The sequence below is a fragment of the Maridesulfovibrio sp. genome, from assembly GCF_965230075.1.
Taxonomy (GTDB): Bacteria; Desulfobacterota; Desulfovibrionia; order Desulfovibrionales; family Desulfovibrionaceae; genus Maridesulfovibrio.
Window position 1 is genome coordinate 3,612,450 of the sequence record NZ_OZ245945.1, and the last position, 14,799, is coordinate 3,627,248.

General features: G+C 49.9%; 14 protein-coding genes. 4 read left to right on the forward strand and 10 right to left on the reverse strand.

Translation table 11 applies throughout. From position 1 onward, the window contains the following. The first annotated feature begins 163 nt into the window (after window positions 1-163). Window positions 164-1,174: an asparaginase gene (locus ACO05Z_RS16370; RefSeq protein ID WP_421903252.1), complete on the forward strand. Its 1,011-nt coding sequence runs from the start codon at window positions 164-166 to the stop codon at window positions 1,172-1,174. 59 nt (window positions 1,175-1,233) lie between these two features. Here the strand turns inward: ACO05Z_RS16370 and ACO05Z_RS16375 are convergent, their stop codons facing one another. The 4 genes from ACO05Z_RS16375 to ACO05Z_RS16390 form a co-directional block, all read right to left on the reverse strand. Then, the gene (locus ACO05Z_RS16375; RefSeq protein ID WP_015853060.1) at window positions 1,234-1,515 is read right to left on the reverse strand and encodes a peptidylprolyl isomerase; all 282 of its coding nucleotides are present in this window, start codon (window positions 1,513-1,515) and stop codon (window positions 1,234-1,236) included. Window positions 1,516-1,638: 123 nt separating this feature from the next. Continuing rightward, a complete protein-coding gene (locus ACO05Z_RS16380; protein ID WP_421903253.1) occupies window positions 1,639-3,144 on the reverse strand; it encodes a leucyl aminopeptidase in 1,506 nt (501 codons plus the stop codon). Window positions 3,145-3,179: 35 nt separating this feature from the next. Further along, window positions 3,180-4,310 (reverse strand): ABC transporter substrate-binding protein, encoded by a 1,131-nt coding sequence (locus tag ACO05Z_RS16385; protein ID WP_421903254.1) that lies wholly within the window; start codon window positions 4,308-4,310, stop codon window positions 3,180-3,182. 106 nt (window positions 4,311-4,416) lie between these two features. Next, window positions 4,417-5,892: an STAS domain-containing protein gene (locus ACO05Z_RS16390; protein WP_421903256.1), complete on the reverse strand. Its 1,476-nt coding sequence runs from the start codon at window positions 5,890-5,892 to the stop codon at window positions 4,417-4,419. Window positions 5,893-6,038: 146 nt separating this feature from the next. Between ACO05Z_RS16390 and ACO05Z_RS16395 the strand changes: the two genes are divergently transcribed. Next, entirely contained in the window at window positions 6,039-6,953 is a 915-nt protein-coding gene (locus tag ACO05Z_RS16395; RefSeq protein WP_421903257.1) for a DUF362 domain-containing protein, read from the forward strand. A gap of 19 nt (window positions 6,954-6,972) precedes the next feature. Here the strand turns inward: ACO05Z_RS16395 and ACO05Z_RS16400 are convergent, their stop codons facing one another. The 5 genes from ACO05Z_RS16400 to ACO05Z_RS16420 all read right to left on the reverse strand — a co-directional run bounded on the left by ACO05Z_RS16400 (window position 6,973) and on the right by ACO05Z_RS16420 (window position 12,722). Beyond that, entirely contained in the window at window positions 6,973-8,079 is a 1,107-nt protein-coding gene (locus ACO05Z_RS16400; RefSeq protein WP_421903258.1) for an HD domain-containing phosphohydrolase, read from the reverse strand. 186 nt (window positions 8,080-8,265) lie between these two features. After that, window positions 8,266-8,775: a peptidylprolyl isomerase gene (locus tag ACO05Z_RS16405; RefSeq protein WP_421903259.1), complete on the reverse strand. Its 510-nt coding sequence runs from the start codon at window positions 8,773-8,775 to the stop codon at window positions 8,266-8,268. 57 nt (window positions 8,776-8,832) lie between these two features. Then, window positions 8,833-10,119, reverse strand: a complete 1,287-nt coding sequence (locus tag ACO05Z_RS16410) for a DUF401 family protein (RefSeq protein WP_421903260.1) — start codon at window positions 10,117-10,119, stop codon at window positions 8,833-8,835. Window positions 10,120-10,239: 120 nt separating this feature from the next. Continuing rightward, on the reverse strand, window positions 10,240-11,955 hold the full coding sequence (locus ACO05Z_RS16415; RefSeq protein WP_421903262.1) for a tetratricopeptide repeat protein: 1,716 nt from the start codon (window positions 11,953-11,955) through the stop codon (window positions 10,240-10,242). Window positions 11,956-11,957: 2 nt separating this feature from the next. After that, window positions 11,958-12,722, reverse strand: a complete 765-nt coding sequence (locus ACO05Z_RS16420; protein ID WP_421903263.1) for a glycosyltransferase family 2 protein — start codon at window positions 12,720-12,722, stop codon at window positions 11,958-11,960. Between the two features lie 185 nt (window positions 12,723-12,907). On the opposite strand from ACO05Z_RS16420, the gene ACO05Z_RS16425 reads away from it, so the two are divergent. Further along, a complete protein-coding gene (locus tag ACO05Z_RS16425) occupies window positions 12,908-13,366 on the forward strand; it encodes a hypothetical protein (protein ID WP_421903264.1) in 459 nt (152 codons plus the stop codon). Between the two features lie 12 nt (window positions 13,367-13,378). Next, window positions 13,379-14,155, forward strand: a complete 777-nt coding sequence (locus ACO05Z_RS16430) for a dimethylarginine dimethylaminohydrolase family protein (protein ID WP_421903265.1) — start codon at window positions 13,379-13,381, stop codon at window positions 14,153-14,155. Between the two features lie 49 nt (window positions 14,156-14,204). On the opposite strand, the gene ACO05Z_RS16435 is transcribed toward ACO05Z_RS16430, so the two are convergent. After that, entirely contained in the window at window positions 14,205-14,729 is a 525-nt protein-coding gene (locus tag ACO05Z_RS16435) for a shikimate kinase (protein WP_421903266.1), read from the reverse strand. Between the last annotated feature and the right edge of the window lie 70 nt (window positions 14,730-14,799).

Here is a 14,799-nt window from a genome sequence, read left to right on the forward strand (position 1 = left end):
AAGCAGTAAAAATGGAAACCTGACTTCACTATATCACACCCGGCATATAAGGACAGAGAAAATTTAATTATTTTAAAAAAGAAGTACTACCCGGGATTGTTGCCATTCAAGGTTTCCTGCGGTACCAGAATCCAACAAGACTATATTGTTTACGGAGATTAAAATGGGTTCAAAAAATATCTCAGGAGAGGTCATCCTCATCTTCACCGGAGGCACCATCGGCATGAGCGAAAAGCCGGATGCCGGAGGAGTTGTCCCGGACGATAATTTCACCAAGCTACTCAATGAGGTCACCCCGGACGGACATGACATCAAGATCCGTCCCGTGCTCTGGTCGGACATTCCCAGCCCGCACATGTCCCCGGACAAGATGCTCCAGCTAGCCCATGACGTTGAAGATTTTCTGACTGAAAAACAGGTGCTGGGCGCGGTAATCCTGCACGGCACAGACCTTATGGCCGAGACCGCCTATGTTCTGGACCTGACCGTGCGTTCACCCAAGCCGGTCATCCTTACCGGAGCCATGCGCTATTTTAATGAATCCGGTTATGACGGTATCCGTAACCTTGTGGACGCCGTCCGCACCTGCCTGCTGCCCCCGCCTGAGGGTACCGACGTCATCATCCAAATGGCAGACAAACTTTTTGCCGCCAAGAATGCCATTAAATCCAGTTCCCTGAACGTGGACCCATTTATCGGCCAGAACACCGGGAGAATCGGTTTTATCGCCGGAGAATCAGTCATCCTGACCCGGGCCAAACCGGGACGCAGACCGCGCCTGCCCTTCCCGGTCACAGGAATGGCTGACAAAGTCCATCTGGTGGGCTGTCATCCGGGCATGGACTCAACTATGCTGGAAAAGCTTATCGAAAGCGGAGCCAAGGGAATTGTGCTCGAAGGATTCGGAGCAGGAAACACACCTCCCGGACTGGTTCCGGGCATTGAGAAATGCATTGAAGCGGGAATCCCGGTAGTACTATGCACCCGCTGTGTTGAAGGCGGGGTCTGGCCCATCTACGCCTATCCCGGCGGAGCCGCCAACCTGAAGCAAAAAGGGGTCATCATCGCCGGGGGACTCTCGGCCCTCAAAGCGACCCTGCTTTTACAGATGCTGCTTGGATCAGGATGTCCCTGTGAGCGGATTGAGGATATTTTTGCTGAAGAGAGTGTGTAACTCAAAAAAGAAAGCCCCGACTAAGTCAGGGCTTTTTTATTACAACGTTGAAGAATTGTTTAGTCTTCGCGGCTATCGATGATCAGCAGGTGGTAACCGAACTGTGTTTTTACCGGGCCGTGAACTTCGCCAACGGCTTCATTGAACACAACGGTGTCAAATTCAGGAACCATCTGGCCGGGGCGGAATTCACCGAGATCACCGCCGCGCTGTCCGGAGGGGCAGCTGGAGTGTTTTTTTGCTACTTCACCAAAATCTGCGCCGTCCTGAATCTGTTTTTTCAGGTCCAGACAGGTCTGTTCATCACTAACCAAAAGATGACGGGCTGATGCTTTTGCCATGCTCGTGCTCCTATAAGCTTAAATATTTTTTAATAAACCATGTAATCTTGCCATTGCGATTTTTATACATCGCGAAAAGATGAGATTGCATGGATACGCATGAACTGCAAGATGAAATGCAGCCTACATATCTTCCAAATCTATACGCTCCGCCAGCTCAACCAGCGTCCTCACACCGAATCCGGTACCCCCGGCTGCTCCGGCAGGCGACTTTTTCTTGCGCCATGCGGGTCCGGCAATATCAAGATGCGCCCACGGGGTATCTTCGGGAACGAATTCCTTGAGGAACATCCCGGCATGAATGGTCATGCCTTCACGGGAGCCGACGTTCTTGAGATCGGCAACCTCGCTCTTGAGTTCTTCCTTGTAAATATCCCAGAGCGGCATGGGCCAGAACCGCTCTCCTACCCGCTTGCCGGATTCAATGACCAGATCCTGCATCAAAGGAGAATTATCCATTACCGCTGCCACGTTCCAACCAAAGGCCACAATACAGCCCCCGGTCAGGGTGGCAATGTCGACTATTGCCGCAGGCTCATATTGAACAGAATAGGCAAGGGCGTCACAAAGCAGCAGACGGCCCTCGGCATCGGTATTTAGAATTTCAATGGTCTTGCCGGAAAATGAAGTTACAACCTCACCCGGACGGGTAGCATTGGAATCAGGCATGTTATCGGCGCAAGGCAGGATACCCACGATAGGCAGATCCGGCTTGATTTCGCCGATGGCCTGAAAAAAACCGAGAATGGCAGCAGCCCCGGCCATATCGCATTTCATATCTTCGATGAATCCAGTGGGCTTGAGAGAAATCCCCCCGGTATCAAAGGTCACCCCCTTACCGACAAGCACCAGCGGCTTCTCGCCTTCGCGGTCCTTGGGACAATATTCAAGGGTGATCATACGCGGTTCATCATTGGACCCCCGGAACACGGAGGCGTACGCGCCCATGCCCTTATCGATGATCTCCTTGCGTTTCATAGCCTTGAACTTGAAACCGTACTTCTTGGCCATTTTCTTGGCCTCATCAGCAAGATAGACCGGAGTGGCTACGTTGGGCGGCAGATTGACCAAGTCACGGGCATAGCCCATGCCCAGCCCTACGGCCTGCCCTTTGGCGAGCATTTCTGCCAAATGGGCCGGAGGCTCTTCTTCGCTCAGGAAACGGACTGTTTCCGGCAATTCATTCTTTTCATCCTTCTTGCTCTTGAATTCATCAAAGGAATACAAGCCTTCAATGGCAGCAACCACAAAGTGCTCCAGCTTATCTTCAAGGACGATTCCTTCAAAGGCCGCGAGCGGAACACCCACAGTACGGAATTTCAGTTCCCGACATTTCTGAAAAGCTGAACTAACCGCCTGCAGAAATTTATCGACGCCGAATTTATCTTCCTCACCCAGACCTACCAGCAGCACGCGCTGCACAGATGAACCGGAACCGTAGATGACAGTTGAACTGCCCAGTTCCCCGGAAAAATCTCCCAAAGCAGGAGATCCGGCTACCCAGTCGGCATCAGAAGCCATCCATGAAGAAAAGCCGCTAAGGTGTTCTTCAGATTCCTTGAAAGCAAAAAAGATAACCGCGTCCGCGGACCATGCGGAAGCCGGTTCGGTAACAATATTGAATTCCATAAACTGCTCCATATTGCTGCGCAGAAAATGCGGCATTATTTAGGTGAAACCTGTTCCACAAAGGAAAAGGTTCCATTCTGATATTCAACTATGTCCACGCTCTTCATGGGAACCCGTATCCCTTCTGGATAGTAAAATTCCCCGGTAACACCTTTAAATCCAGATGTTTTTGCCAGAGCCTCACGCACTTCTGTTGATTTGGCTACCCCGGCCTTTTCAATGGCCTGAGCCAGAAGCATGACCGTATCATAACCGAGAGCGGCAAATCCTGACTCAGGACGGATACCGAACATGCGCTCATAACTGTCCACAAATTCCTGAACCTGCGGATCAGGGTTATCCAGAGCCACATGGGTGGCAAAATAGATTGAATGAGCAAACTCCTGCGGAATATCAAGCAATCCCGGAGTATCAAATCCATCGCCGGAAACAATAGGCTGATTAAAACCGGCCTTGCGGACTTCGGTTACATACTTGGGTGCATCCGGAGGAATGGAGGAAATGAAGATCAGATCAGGATTCTTTTCATCGCCCTTGGGTATAGGGTATTTACCTCCACCGGAACTATACCAGACCTCATCAACTACAGTTCCACCGTACTTGCGGTAACGGCGCTTAAAGTACTTGGAAAGGGTCTTGGTGAATTCGTTGGAAATGTCAGTACCCACAAAACAGCGGGAAGTATCCAGCCTGCGCTTGGCAAATTTAGCAACAGCGCGGGACTGCATATTATCCCCGAATGCGGTCATGAAAAAATTCTTCCCGTACATGTAGGGCAGGTTCTGCATAGTCGCCCCGGCAGTAATGAAAATGATATCCTTTGCGGTTATGGCCGGAGCCGCAGCCATTACATAGTCAGTATCATTCAAGCCGATAACAGCCACCATATCATCCTGAGCTGCCAAGGCCTCGGATGCCATTGCCGCAGAATCAAGGTCTGAACGGCAGTCGGAAACCACAAGGCTCAGCTTGCGACCCATAATTCCGCCTCCGGAATTAATTATTTCCTTAGCCAGCTCCATGCCTTGCAATCCGGGCCGGTCAATGGCTGCCATTTCACCGGTAAGGTTGTACAACACCCCGACCTTGATAATTTTATCCCCGGCAAAAGCGGATGTGCACAAAAGCATCACGGCAATCAGGCTGCCCAGCAAACGAAACCACATATATCCTCCTTAAAATCCATCACAATATTAACATTTGGTTTTTCTAATATTTACCCGCAACAGGAAGACGCAGGCAACCTGTATTTTGCCTACAAACCCAAGATTATCAATCCTGACTACCGAGCTTGGCCTGTTGTGCTTCCAAAAAACGCTGAAATTTGTTTAATTCCGCCTCACGTTTTTGCGGCACAAGAGGAAATTCAGCTTCCTCGCGGTAACGTTTTTCGGCAATAGTCCGGCTGACCGGAATCTCGGCAGTCCCCTGCCACCCGGCATCATCACGGGCCAACTTGCGGATATAGCTCACCCCCAGAAAGGCCCTAGTCACGCGGCTGTTATCACGCAGTTTACGCATATCCTTGAATTCAGCCTTTGCGGAAACATCGCGGACCATCTTATCAAGACAGACCATTTTTTCCGGCATATGCATCTGCTCAAATACAGCGGCATGGTTGTTAAGGATATGCCCGCGATCCCCGGCTGTGGCCGGATCAATATAAAAAGCATTGTATAGCCCGGACTGGTCGTAAACCGAAAGATCACAGGAAAGATCAACACCCACCCCGCAGGTCAGACAGGAGACGTCCCGGTGCCGGGGCAGCACATCGCGCTTGAACCATTCATCACTGTTGACCGGATCGGTAATGGCCTTCTTGTTCTCAGGAGCAAATTCACGCACAGGTGAACGCATCATGGTCCCGGCCATAAGTTCACTGACCTGCATCCACGCGGCCACGCCGAGCACTCCCTTGAAATCCCTGCGCCTGCGCCGGGAAAGCAGGAAAAGCCCGCGATAAAGGCGATCCAGAGTTGTTCCGCCTTCTTCCGTGGACTCGAACATTATATATTCATTGAAACCGCCGGAAAGAGTCAGGTTAAACGGGGTGCGGATCATCACTGATCCGGTATCATTACGGGGCACAAGGAAGTCGGCGAGATCATGCCCGTCTGTGGGCAGCCAGGCCATAGTCCCGCCAATGGTGATCATGGAACCGAGCACCTTCATATAGTCATCCGGGACTTCACCCAGCCCGCCCACACCGATTGAATATTCGGTCTGGGAAAAACCGCGGGAAAATATCCGCGACTCATCTATGCGGGAATGGAAAATATCTGCAATTGAACCGATAACCTTCAGTTCGCAAGGGGAATTCTCGCCGGGAACAAACCTGAACTTACCAATGGGGGAATCCGCTGTTTCCATGCTCTCCCAGTTATCAAGGGCCTGCCGCTCCCAATGCACAGACTGGAGAAAAGTCATGGCCTCACTGCGGGTAGCAAAAATATTCAGGGAACTGGTCATTCCGGCGGTATCGAGCACATTGCGGCAATAAGAACAGAGAGCACAAAGAGCCAATGCACCGTTACGGCGATGCAAAATCTTCATGGTCCGCACAATGGACCTGATTCCGGCACTGCTCAGATAACGCACATCGGCCATATCAAAAGCGATGCAGGCCAGTTCCTCATCTGCAAGGATATTTTTAAGGGTCTTCTCAAGTTCCCCGGCCCCAAAAGCGTCTATCCTTCCGCTCATGCCGATAACAACTGTATCCCCGTGTCTGCGCACTGTAATTTCCATTCACAACTCCTGTTCAACTCCGTCAGGAATATGTTATCAGATTCAGAATCAACATAGGCATAAGCATAGTGGATTGTGAAGTTGCTTCTGGAAAAACTGTACTATTTTTATCGGCTCTGATAATTATGTCTATAAGAGGGAGAACCATGAAAAGAATCCTAAACAAGTTCATACCTGACACTGAAACCGGTGAGTTCCTGAAGCAGGCCCTTGAAGACCGGAACCTGACCATGAAGGATGTTCTTCACGGTTATATGTACATCCGCTGGCCCAAAGCCTATATCGGAGCCGCATTGGGTGAGAACAATCTGGCCCCTATCGCGGAATTCTTCACCAGTCTGGTTGCTTCTCCCAAAGACAAGGAAAAACGCCAAAAGCTCAAGGACGATTTTGCCCAAAGCTATCACGGCAAAGTCATTCCTACTGAGGAAGCTGTAAAGCTGATCAAGATAAAAAGAGAAGTGCGCACCACCCTGCCGGAACGTGTTCTGCCCTATGAAAAGGCCCGCGATATTGTCCTGCAACACCCTGATCATATTGTGCTCTTTGAGTGCCCATGTAGAGCCTCACGGGAAAAGCCCTGTTATCCGCTTGATGTATGTATGATTGTGGGTGAGCCTTTTGCCTCCTTTGTAGCCAAGAACCACCCGGAAAAGTCACGGCGTATCACCGAAGACGAAGCTGTGCGTGTTCTGGAAGCGGAAAATGCACGCGGCCATGTACACCATGTTTTTTTCAAGGATGTCATGCTGGGCAGATATTACGCTATCTGCAACTGCTGCACCTGCTGCTGCGGTGCCATGGAAGCCATGCGCAACGGAATCCCCATGCTGGCCCCTTCCGGATATATCGCAGTGGTGGACCCGCAAAAGTGCATCGGCTGCGGTCAATGTATGGAGTACTGCCCCTTCGGCGCCATGTATCTGCGGGACAAGCGCATGCGCATAGATCCCAAGAAATGTATGGGCTGCGGAGTGTGCACCAACAAATGCCGCAAGGATGCCCTGCATCTTGCACGCAACAAGAAGCACCCCGAACCTTTGCTGGTAGATAAGCTGTAAAGAGTGGACTTAGTCTGGGTTAACCGTCGGGAAAAGTTCGTCTCAATTCGAGAATTTCATCAAGATTCTCGAAAAGCAGGTCAGTCAGGTGCGGGTCAAATTGCTTACCTTTGCCCTCTTCAAAATAATCCCTGATCTTTTCAATGGGCCATGCTTTCTTGTAAACACGCTCGCTGCCCAAGGCATCAAAAACGTCTACAATACCGGTAATCCTGCCGTATACATGGATATCCTCCCCGGCAAGCTTGCGGGGATACCCTTCACCATTCCACCACTCATGATGCTCATAGGCTACGACTGCAGCGGCCTTGATAATGGGACGTTCAGAATGTTTCAAAATTTCATGGCCGATGGTGGTGTGGGTCTTGATCAGTTCAAATTCTTCGGGAGTAAGCCGTCCGGGCTTATTGAGCACGGTATCGGGAATACCGATCTTGCCCACATCGTGCATGGGCGAGGCAAGCCGCAGCAAATCAGCCTCTTCTTTGCTCAAACCATAACGGCGGGCGAGAATATATGAGAGTTCAGCTACCCTGCGTACATGGTTGGCGGTCTCATTGGAACGGGTCTCCACAACTTCACCAAGAGTCAGGATAACTTCTTTCTGGGTTTCAATAACCTCATCCTGAATTGCCATCAGAGCGTCCTGAGCCTCACGGCGGACCTTAATCTCGTTGCGTAGGGCTTCGGTCCTTTTTTCCACCTCAGCTTCAAGATGTTCCTTGTAGCGGCGGTTCTCTTTAATGAGGGTAGCCCGCTCAAGCCCCTGCCCCAAGGCATGCTCCAGAATATTCAGATCAACAATGGGTTTGGTGACAAAATCCCACGCACCCAGCCGGACAGCCTTGATAGCATCCTGAATCAAACCGGCACCGGAAACAACAATAATCGGAGTATCCGGACTTTCCGCTGAAACATTTTCAAGGACCTCAAAACCATCAACCTTAGGCATATTCAGGTCAACAAGGACTGCATCAGGACTTTCACGCCTGAAAACTTCCAATCCTTCCTCACCGTCTCCGGCATCAATGATGTTAAAACCGGAGTCGCTCAGGTAATCGCTGATTGTTTCCCTTACAAAATCCTCATCATCAATAACAAGGATAGTTAATTCTGAATTATCCAATGCTTACCCCTGATCATTTTTACTCTGCAATTACAATATCCACCATTAGATTACAGACATAGCAAAAAAACAATATATTTAAAACTGTTATTCCAAAAGTATAACACATCGGGTCAAACATAAAAAAAACACCGAAAAGCAATAACTTTTCGGTGTTTTACTATCATTCATCTACATTTTGAGCAATTAGTCTTCAAAACGCTTCATGGAGATGATGCTGATGGGATCAACCGGAACATCATCCATAGGACCGTAAGAACCGGTCTTTACTTTCTTGATTTTCTCAACAGCTTCCATGCCGTCGATTACTTTACCGAATACGCAGTAGCCCCAACCCTGGGGGTTCTTGGCAGTGTGATCAAGGAAACCGTTGTCCTTCACGTTGATGAAGAACTGTGAGGTTGCAGAATGGGGGTCCATGGTGCGAGCCATGGCGAGAGTGCCGAGTTCGTTTTTGAGTCCGTTATCAGCTTCGTTCTCTACAGGCTCGTTGGTGTCTTTCTGCTTCATGGAGAAGTCGAAACCGCCGCCCTGAATCATAAAGTTATTGATAACCCTATGGAAGAGAGTTCCTTCGTAGAAGCCTTCGTCTACGTAACGCAGAAAGTTTTCTACGGTTTTGGGGGCTTCTTTTTCAAAAAGTTCAATCAGGACTTCACCTTCAGGTGTTTCCATCAGTACCATGGGATTGGACATATTAAGTTCCTCCGATTTTTATCTTACTTTTTATATCACCCGCGTGGGGATTTTCATCTACAATAAAACAAAAAAGTACGCCACTCCGAGCAACATAAGCATCAAACTGGGAATGACAACCTTTTTCCATGCAGCAACCATATCCACCTTGAAGTATTCGCAGGTCAAGAGAAAACAAATATGCAGCGGGGAAGCCATGATCCCGGAAAAACCGGAGAACATGCACAACACAGCCCAAGCCGGAAGCTGATCCTGCAATCCGGAAGCATGCACAAGGCCGACAACCAACGGCATGGCCGCCCCCACAAAAGCCAGAGTAATCCCGGCGATAAAACCGACCAGAAACGGCACAAACACTGCCGCGGCAATGAGTGCGGCCTCCCCTCCGGCCAAACGGGCCAATTCATCTACCACCCCGCAGGCTCCGAGAATATCCTTGAACACAAACACACAGACAATCATGAAGATCATGTTCAGGAACCGCTTCTCCAGCAGTAATCCCCGGATAATGGACATTGAACCGGGGTTGGCAAACAAGGAACAGAAAACAGCAGCCAGCAAAGCCAGAATAATCCCTATTTCAAATGGAATGCCCGGTAAAAGAAAACTCAGCAATGTCTCAAAAAGGAAAGCTCCACCAATGGCTACGATAAGCGGCAGGCCTTCCTTGAGCACAATTTTGATATCCCGCCCGTTGGCAGAAACATCAGCCCCATGTCCGTTGTTTTTCATGGGCAGGACTGAGGGGCGCAGATAGTAAAAGCAGCCCAGAGCAATGCAGGCAAAGGCCCCGGGAAAGGTGTAGCCGATGTATTCAAAAATAGTCATTCCGCAAAGTGATGCGGCCAGGATCATGCCCGGATAAAGGGGCCAAGCCAGTTCCCATACATGGCGGAACCAGTAGTTGATGACCACCTTGTCCCGCCCGGAAACATCAAGGCCGTTTGCCGCTTCCTGAATCATGGGCGCGGAAAAGATAGCTCCTCCGGGCATGGGCAGCAAACCGATAAGTGCCGGAAAAAAGACCAGCCGCAAGCGGGGGCTTTTCAAGTATCCGGTCAGGGAATTCATAATCCTGCCCGCCTGCCCTGTTTTCTCCAGCAAACCGGACAAAATCATAATCAGGGCCACGATCAAAGCCAGAAATATTGTCTTATCATCCAATAGAGCTTCAGAGCTGACCTTAAGCACCTCAGCAAATTTCATGGATGTGAGCAAGGCCAGAACACCGCCACCGGCCAGAATGGATGGACCGACCCCGAGCCTGAACCTGATCCCGGCCAGCATGCACATAAAAACAAATATGATTTTGAATAACGGCAGGAGATTTTGCAGAAAGTCCATAGATTACCCCGAACGCAGAAGAAGATTAACGCCCGCAACGCGCAAGAAAAGACATCAGCACAGGGGGAAAGACATTATTCTCCCTAAAATGGGAATACGTCAAAATGCTTGATTACTCAATCAGGGAATCAAGGCCAGATTCTTACGGGCAAGATCATTACCCGGATCAATCTGCAAAGCTCTACGCAACCATTCTTTAGCTGCAGCATTATCCCCGCGCATGTAATAGAGAAGCCCCATATTGATCATATGGTTGGGCTGCTGCGGTTCAAGCTGCTGGGCCTTGCGAATATCGGCCAATGCGGCTTCGAACTTGCCCTGCTGCATGAAGACAATCCCCCGGTTGCCAAGCGCAGTGGCATAATTAGGGTTGATCTGCAAAGCTCGCTGGTAAAGTTCCAGCGCGGTATAGGGATCACCCTTGCGGCTCATGATTGAAGCAAAACTGGTCATGGCTTTGTAATGGGAAGGGTCAGCCTTGAATGCGGCCTTAAAATGCTTTGCCGCCTCGGTAAAATTCTTTTCCCGCTCCAGCAGATTACCGTAATTGTAGTGCATATGGTGGTTATTCTCGGTCACCGCCAACGCACGGGTATAAAGGGCCTTGCTGTCCTTCCAATATCCGGCTTGAGTGTAGGCCCCGGCCAGCAGCACCGCCACCACAATTGATCCTAGCGCAACTGCCCCTTTGGCTGGCACACGTCCTTCACGGACCAGACGCGCCACACCGAAAGCGATGATCATATAAATTCCCATGAAAGGAATGTAGACATAGCGGTCAGCCATGGACTGATCACCGACCTGCACCAGTCCGATGACCGGCACGAGAGTTCCCAGATACCAGAACCAACCCACTGAACCGAGAGGAAATTTTTTAATAAAGCGGACCGCAACCGCAGATACGGCAATGATAAACAATGCCGCCAGAGCTGGCTTCCAAAACGGAATCTCATGCGGGTAAGGATAAAAAACTGCCAGATTAACCGGAGCCAGCAATTCACCGAGATAAGCGACATAGGAAACAAGAGCATTTGACAAACGCAGGCTCAGCGGAAAAGATTCCACACTCTGCATGGCCCCTCCGCCCTGCTGGGCCATGACGGTCAGAACAGAAGAAAGTAAGGAAAGCCCGAACAAAGGCAGCTTTTCAGCAATCAGCTTGGCAAGTTGTGCCAGAGGGGGCTTGGAAAAATCCACCCGGTTAAGAGGCCAGATATCCAGCAGAACCAGAGCAGCGGGCAGGGTCACCACCATGGGCTTGGCCAGAATACCCAACCCGGTGAAAAAAAAGGTAAGCCCGTAGGACCCCATATTTCTGTCTCTGACCCAACTCAGCCAACTATGCATAGCACAGAGCCAGAAAAATGTGGAAAGCACATCCTTGCGTTCCGCAACCCAAGCCACGGATTCTACATGCACCGGATGTACGGCCAAAAGAGCGGCCACAAAAAATGACGGAATAAGCGCGTCTTTATCAAAGCCTCGTGTTGCCTTGAGCAAAAAGGAAAATAGCAACAGCACGTTGCATAGATGGAAGAAAACATTGACCAGATGGCGCGCCCCTGCGGAGTCACCGAACAGGGTGGTATCGAACATGTGCGAAACCACGGTCAGCGGATGGTAGTTGGAAAGCTGAAAGGTACTGAAAGCCCAGCCTATATTCTCAGCGGAAATTCCCTGCATGACCCGCTGGTTGTTGGTCACGTAGCTGGTGTCATCATAGGTGACCAGCTCAAAACCACCGCATTGCCCGTAGACAATAAGTACCAGCGCGGAAAGGATTGCCGCAGCAATCAAAGCTTTCTTCATTTCATTTCCAACTTTCGCACCACTCATAGCTATTCCGCCTGTCTTTTTCTGGGAACATCCTTCAAGAATTCACTTTTCAGCCAACCCAACCTATGCCCTAAGGTCTCGCAGGAACAACGCAGCACTCCCAGACCATATTTCACAGAACGAGCAAAACTGATGGACGAAGAATCATCCATGTAACGGGTCGGACAGGTAACTTCCCCGATGTCATAACCGGAATAAATAATCTGGCAGAGCATCTGGTTATCAAAAATGAAATCATCACTGTTGCTTTCAAAGGGAATGGTTTCCAGCAATTCACGGGAAAAGGCCCGGTACCCAGTGTGATATTCGGAAAGATGATAACCAACCAACATATTTTGAAAGCAGGTCAGTGCCCGATTGGAAACATACTTATAGAATGGCATCCCCCCCTTACGTGCCCCGGTGCCCAGAATTCTTGATCCGAGCATACAGTCAAAGACCCCGTTGGCAATGGGCGAAATCATGGCTGAAATAATCAACGGGGTGTACTGGTAATCAGGATGGACCATGACCACCACGTCAGCACCCATTTCAAGGGCTGTGCGATAACAGGTCTTCTGGTTTCCGCCATACCCGGTATTACAGGTATGGACCACGGTCTTGATTCCGAGGCTTTCCGCCTGCGAAACCGTATCATCACGGCTGCAGTCATCAACCAGCAGAATTTCATCCACCACATCCGCAGGCAGTTCATCCAGAGTCTTTTTTAAAGTGGATGCCGCATTATAGGCAGGCATTACCATTACTACTTTTTTACCATTCACCATTTCTAGATTCTCTCCTGAAATTAACTGCCGTAAATATTATATGCGCTTTGCTTCTTGATTTGTTCCGGGCTTACCACCAAAGTTCCGCATCAATCAAGCCAAGGTAGCTTCTGCTGTTGCCTGCGCTCTCGCTTTTTAGTAACCAGACATCAGTTTTTTATGAATTTTGCAGCAGGAGACAAACAATGCAGGAAGCGGAAATCAAAAAATATATCTATAAAATCATCATGGATAAATGCACTGCCGATGAAGAAGCCCGTCAGGATGCCCTTGGGGAATTCATCGCCATGACCATGCCCAACATTGATGAAGGCGCAGTGCGCAACATCAAATCCATGATCCCACCCATTACTGATCTTTACGACAAATGGGCCAATATGTTTGTCGAGCGTCTGCTTGAAACCGTGCCCCGCAACCAGATTGAAGAACTTTGCAGCGGTACCCCGGACAACGACTCCGCCTTGGTGCTGGTTTACATCATGTTCATGGAATCCGAGCGCATGGAAAAACAGGTTGCTGAAGACATCGCCGCTTTCGCCCCCAATCAGGACGACGAGGCCGGAAATATCGCCAGTGCCTACATCCGTTCCAAGCTGACCCTCATTGCTGAAGAGCAGAAAAAGAAAGACGCGACTATCCAATAAAGGAGGCTGAGAATGTTCAGCAAAGCAATTGTCAGGACCCCGGCGAAAAGCCTAGGTCAGGGACTGACTGAAGCGGGCCTCGGCTGCCCGGATATTGAACTGACCCTTGCCCAGCACAAGGGTTACATTGAATACTTTAAACAAGCCGGAATCAAGGTGACCGTACTGCCCGCTGTGGAGGAATTTCCGGATTCCGTCTTTGTGGAAGATACTGCGGTCATGATCCCCCACGGCAGCGAAACCGCAGCTTTCCTGACCTGCCCCGGAGCAGAATCAAGACGCGGCGAAGTGGATGAAATCGAAGCCGCCATTGCAGACCAGACTGACGTAATCGTCCGCATGGAAGGCAACGGGCTCATGGAAGGCGGCGACGTACTGTTTATGGACAAAACATTTTTCGTGGGCATTGACAGCCGAACAAACGCCGACGGTTGCGAACAGTTCAGCAAAGCTGCTGCCAGATTCGGTTACAAGACTGTACCCGTGCCTTTTAATAACGGTATGCCCCATCTCAAGACCGAGATGTCCGCCCTTGATGAGGAAACCCTGATCATGAGTGTACGCTTTGCCGAGCGCGAAGAGTTCGCAGGATTCAAGAAGCTTATCGTGCCCGAAGGCGAGGAATACTGCTCCAACTGCCTCTATCTGGGACAAAAGCTGCTTGCGCCGCAAGGGTTCCCCAAGACAGCCGAGCTGTTGGACAAAAACGGATTCAAACCGGATTTTATCGACATGTCAGAGTTCCGCAAAATGGACGGTGGACTGACCTGTTTATCTTTAAGATGGTAGAAAGAAAATGGGGTGGTGACTGTAGTCACCACCCCATTTTCTTATTCTATTAAATAGCTATCTTTTCTAAAACATCCTGCAAAATTTCTTCTTCGCTTTGATCGGAACGCACGATGTGATGTGCGGCTTCCATGAAGCTCGGTTCGAAGCGGTTGAGCATGAGTGATATCTGTTCGCGAGCATCCTCCGAACCGTCTGAAGCATTCAGCAGGGTCATGAAGTCACACATGATAAAGATGACCTTGCCGTTATTCTTAAGCTTTTCACGGACCTTCTCAGATTTAGCGGCCCCGCGCGGCAGGCTGACAATCTGATTATCACCCTCCGCCACTTTCTCCAGCACCGGGTTACCGTCACTGCGGCTGACCACTAAAAACTCGCGGCCGAGCTTTTCTGCAACTCTGGCTGCAATGGACTTACGCAATTCGTCATTCAAACAAAAAAGAAACACGTTGCCGGAATCGCGCCCGCCGATAATCATATCTTTGGCCATTCCCGGCACATAAACACTTTTCTTGTCCTTCTCTTCCACCTGATATTCAACATCGACCATTTCTACAAATTCTTTCGCCATTTCAATCCCTTATATTTCTAAAGCCTAAATCCAAACAGAAAGATTAAATAAGCACTTCCGCGTCAGATGC

What these genes read in the sequence shown, in the direction of transcription:
- ACO05Z_RS16425 (WP_421903264.1), top strand. Translation starts at nt 12,908, where the DNA reads ATGCAGGAAGCGGAAATCAAAAAATATATCTATAAAATCATCATGGAT.
- ACO05Z_RS16390 (WP_421903256.1), bottom strand. Translation starts at nt 5,892, where the DNA reads ATGGAAATTACAGTGCGCAGACACGGGGATACAGTTGTTATCGGCATG.
- ACO05Z_RS16435 (WP_421903266.1), bottom strand. Translation starts at nt 14,729, where the DNA reads ATGGCGAAAGAATTTGTAGAAATGGTCGATGTTGAATATCAGGTGGAA.
- ACO05Z_RS16430 (WP_421903265.1), top strand. Translation starts at nt 13,379, where the DNA reads ATGTTCAGCAAAGCAATTGTCAGGACCCCGGCGAAAAGCCTAGGTCAG.
- ACO05Z_RS16415 (WP_421903262.1), bottom strand. Translation starts at nt 11,955, where the DNA reads ATGAGTGGTGCGAAAGTTGGAAATGAAATGAAGAAAGCTTTGATTGCT.
- ACO05Z_RS16375 (WP_015853060.1), bottom strand. Translation starts at nt 1,515, where the DNA reads ATGGCAAAAGCATCAGCCCGTCATCTTTTGGTTAGTGATGAACAGACC.
- ACO05Z_RS16380 (WP_421903253.1), bottom strand. Translation starts at nt 3,144, where the DNA reads ATGGAATTCAATATTGTTACCGAACCGGCTTCCGCATGGTCCGCGGAC.
- ACO05Z_RS16395 (WP_421903257.1), top strand. Translation starts at nt 6,039, where the DNA reads ATGAAAAGAATCCTAAACAAGTTCATACCTGACACTGAAACCGGTGAG.
- ACO05Z_RS16370 (WP_421903252.1), top strand. Translation starts at nt 164, where the DNA reads ATGGGTTCAAAAAATATCTCAGGAGAGGTCATCCTCATCTTCACCGGA.
- ACO05Z_RS16410 (WP_421903260.1), bottom strand. Translation starts at nt 10,119, where the DNA reads ATGGACTTTCTGCAAAATCTCCTGCCGTTATTCAAAATCATATTTGTT.
- ACO05Z_RS16385 (WP_421903254.1), bottom strand. Translation starts at nt 4,310, where the DNA reads ATGTGGTTTCGTTTGCTGGGCAGCCTGATTGCCGTGATGCTTTTGTGC.
- ACO05Z_RS16405 (WP_421903259.1), bottom strand. Translation starts at nt 8,775, where the DNA reads ATGTCCAATCCCATGGTACTGATGGAAACACCTGAAGGTGAAGTCCTG.
- ACO05Z_RS16420 (WP_421903263.1), bottom strand. Translation starts at nt 12,722, where the DNA reads ATGGTGAATGGTAAAAAAGTAGTAATGGTAATGCCTGCCTATAATGCG.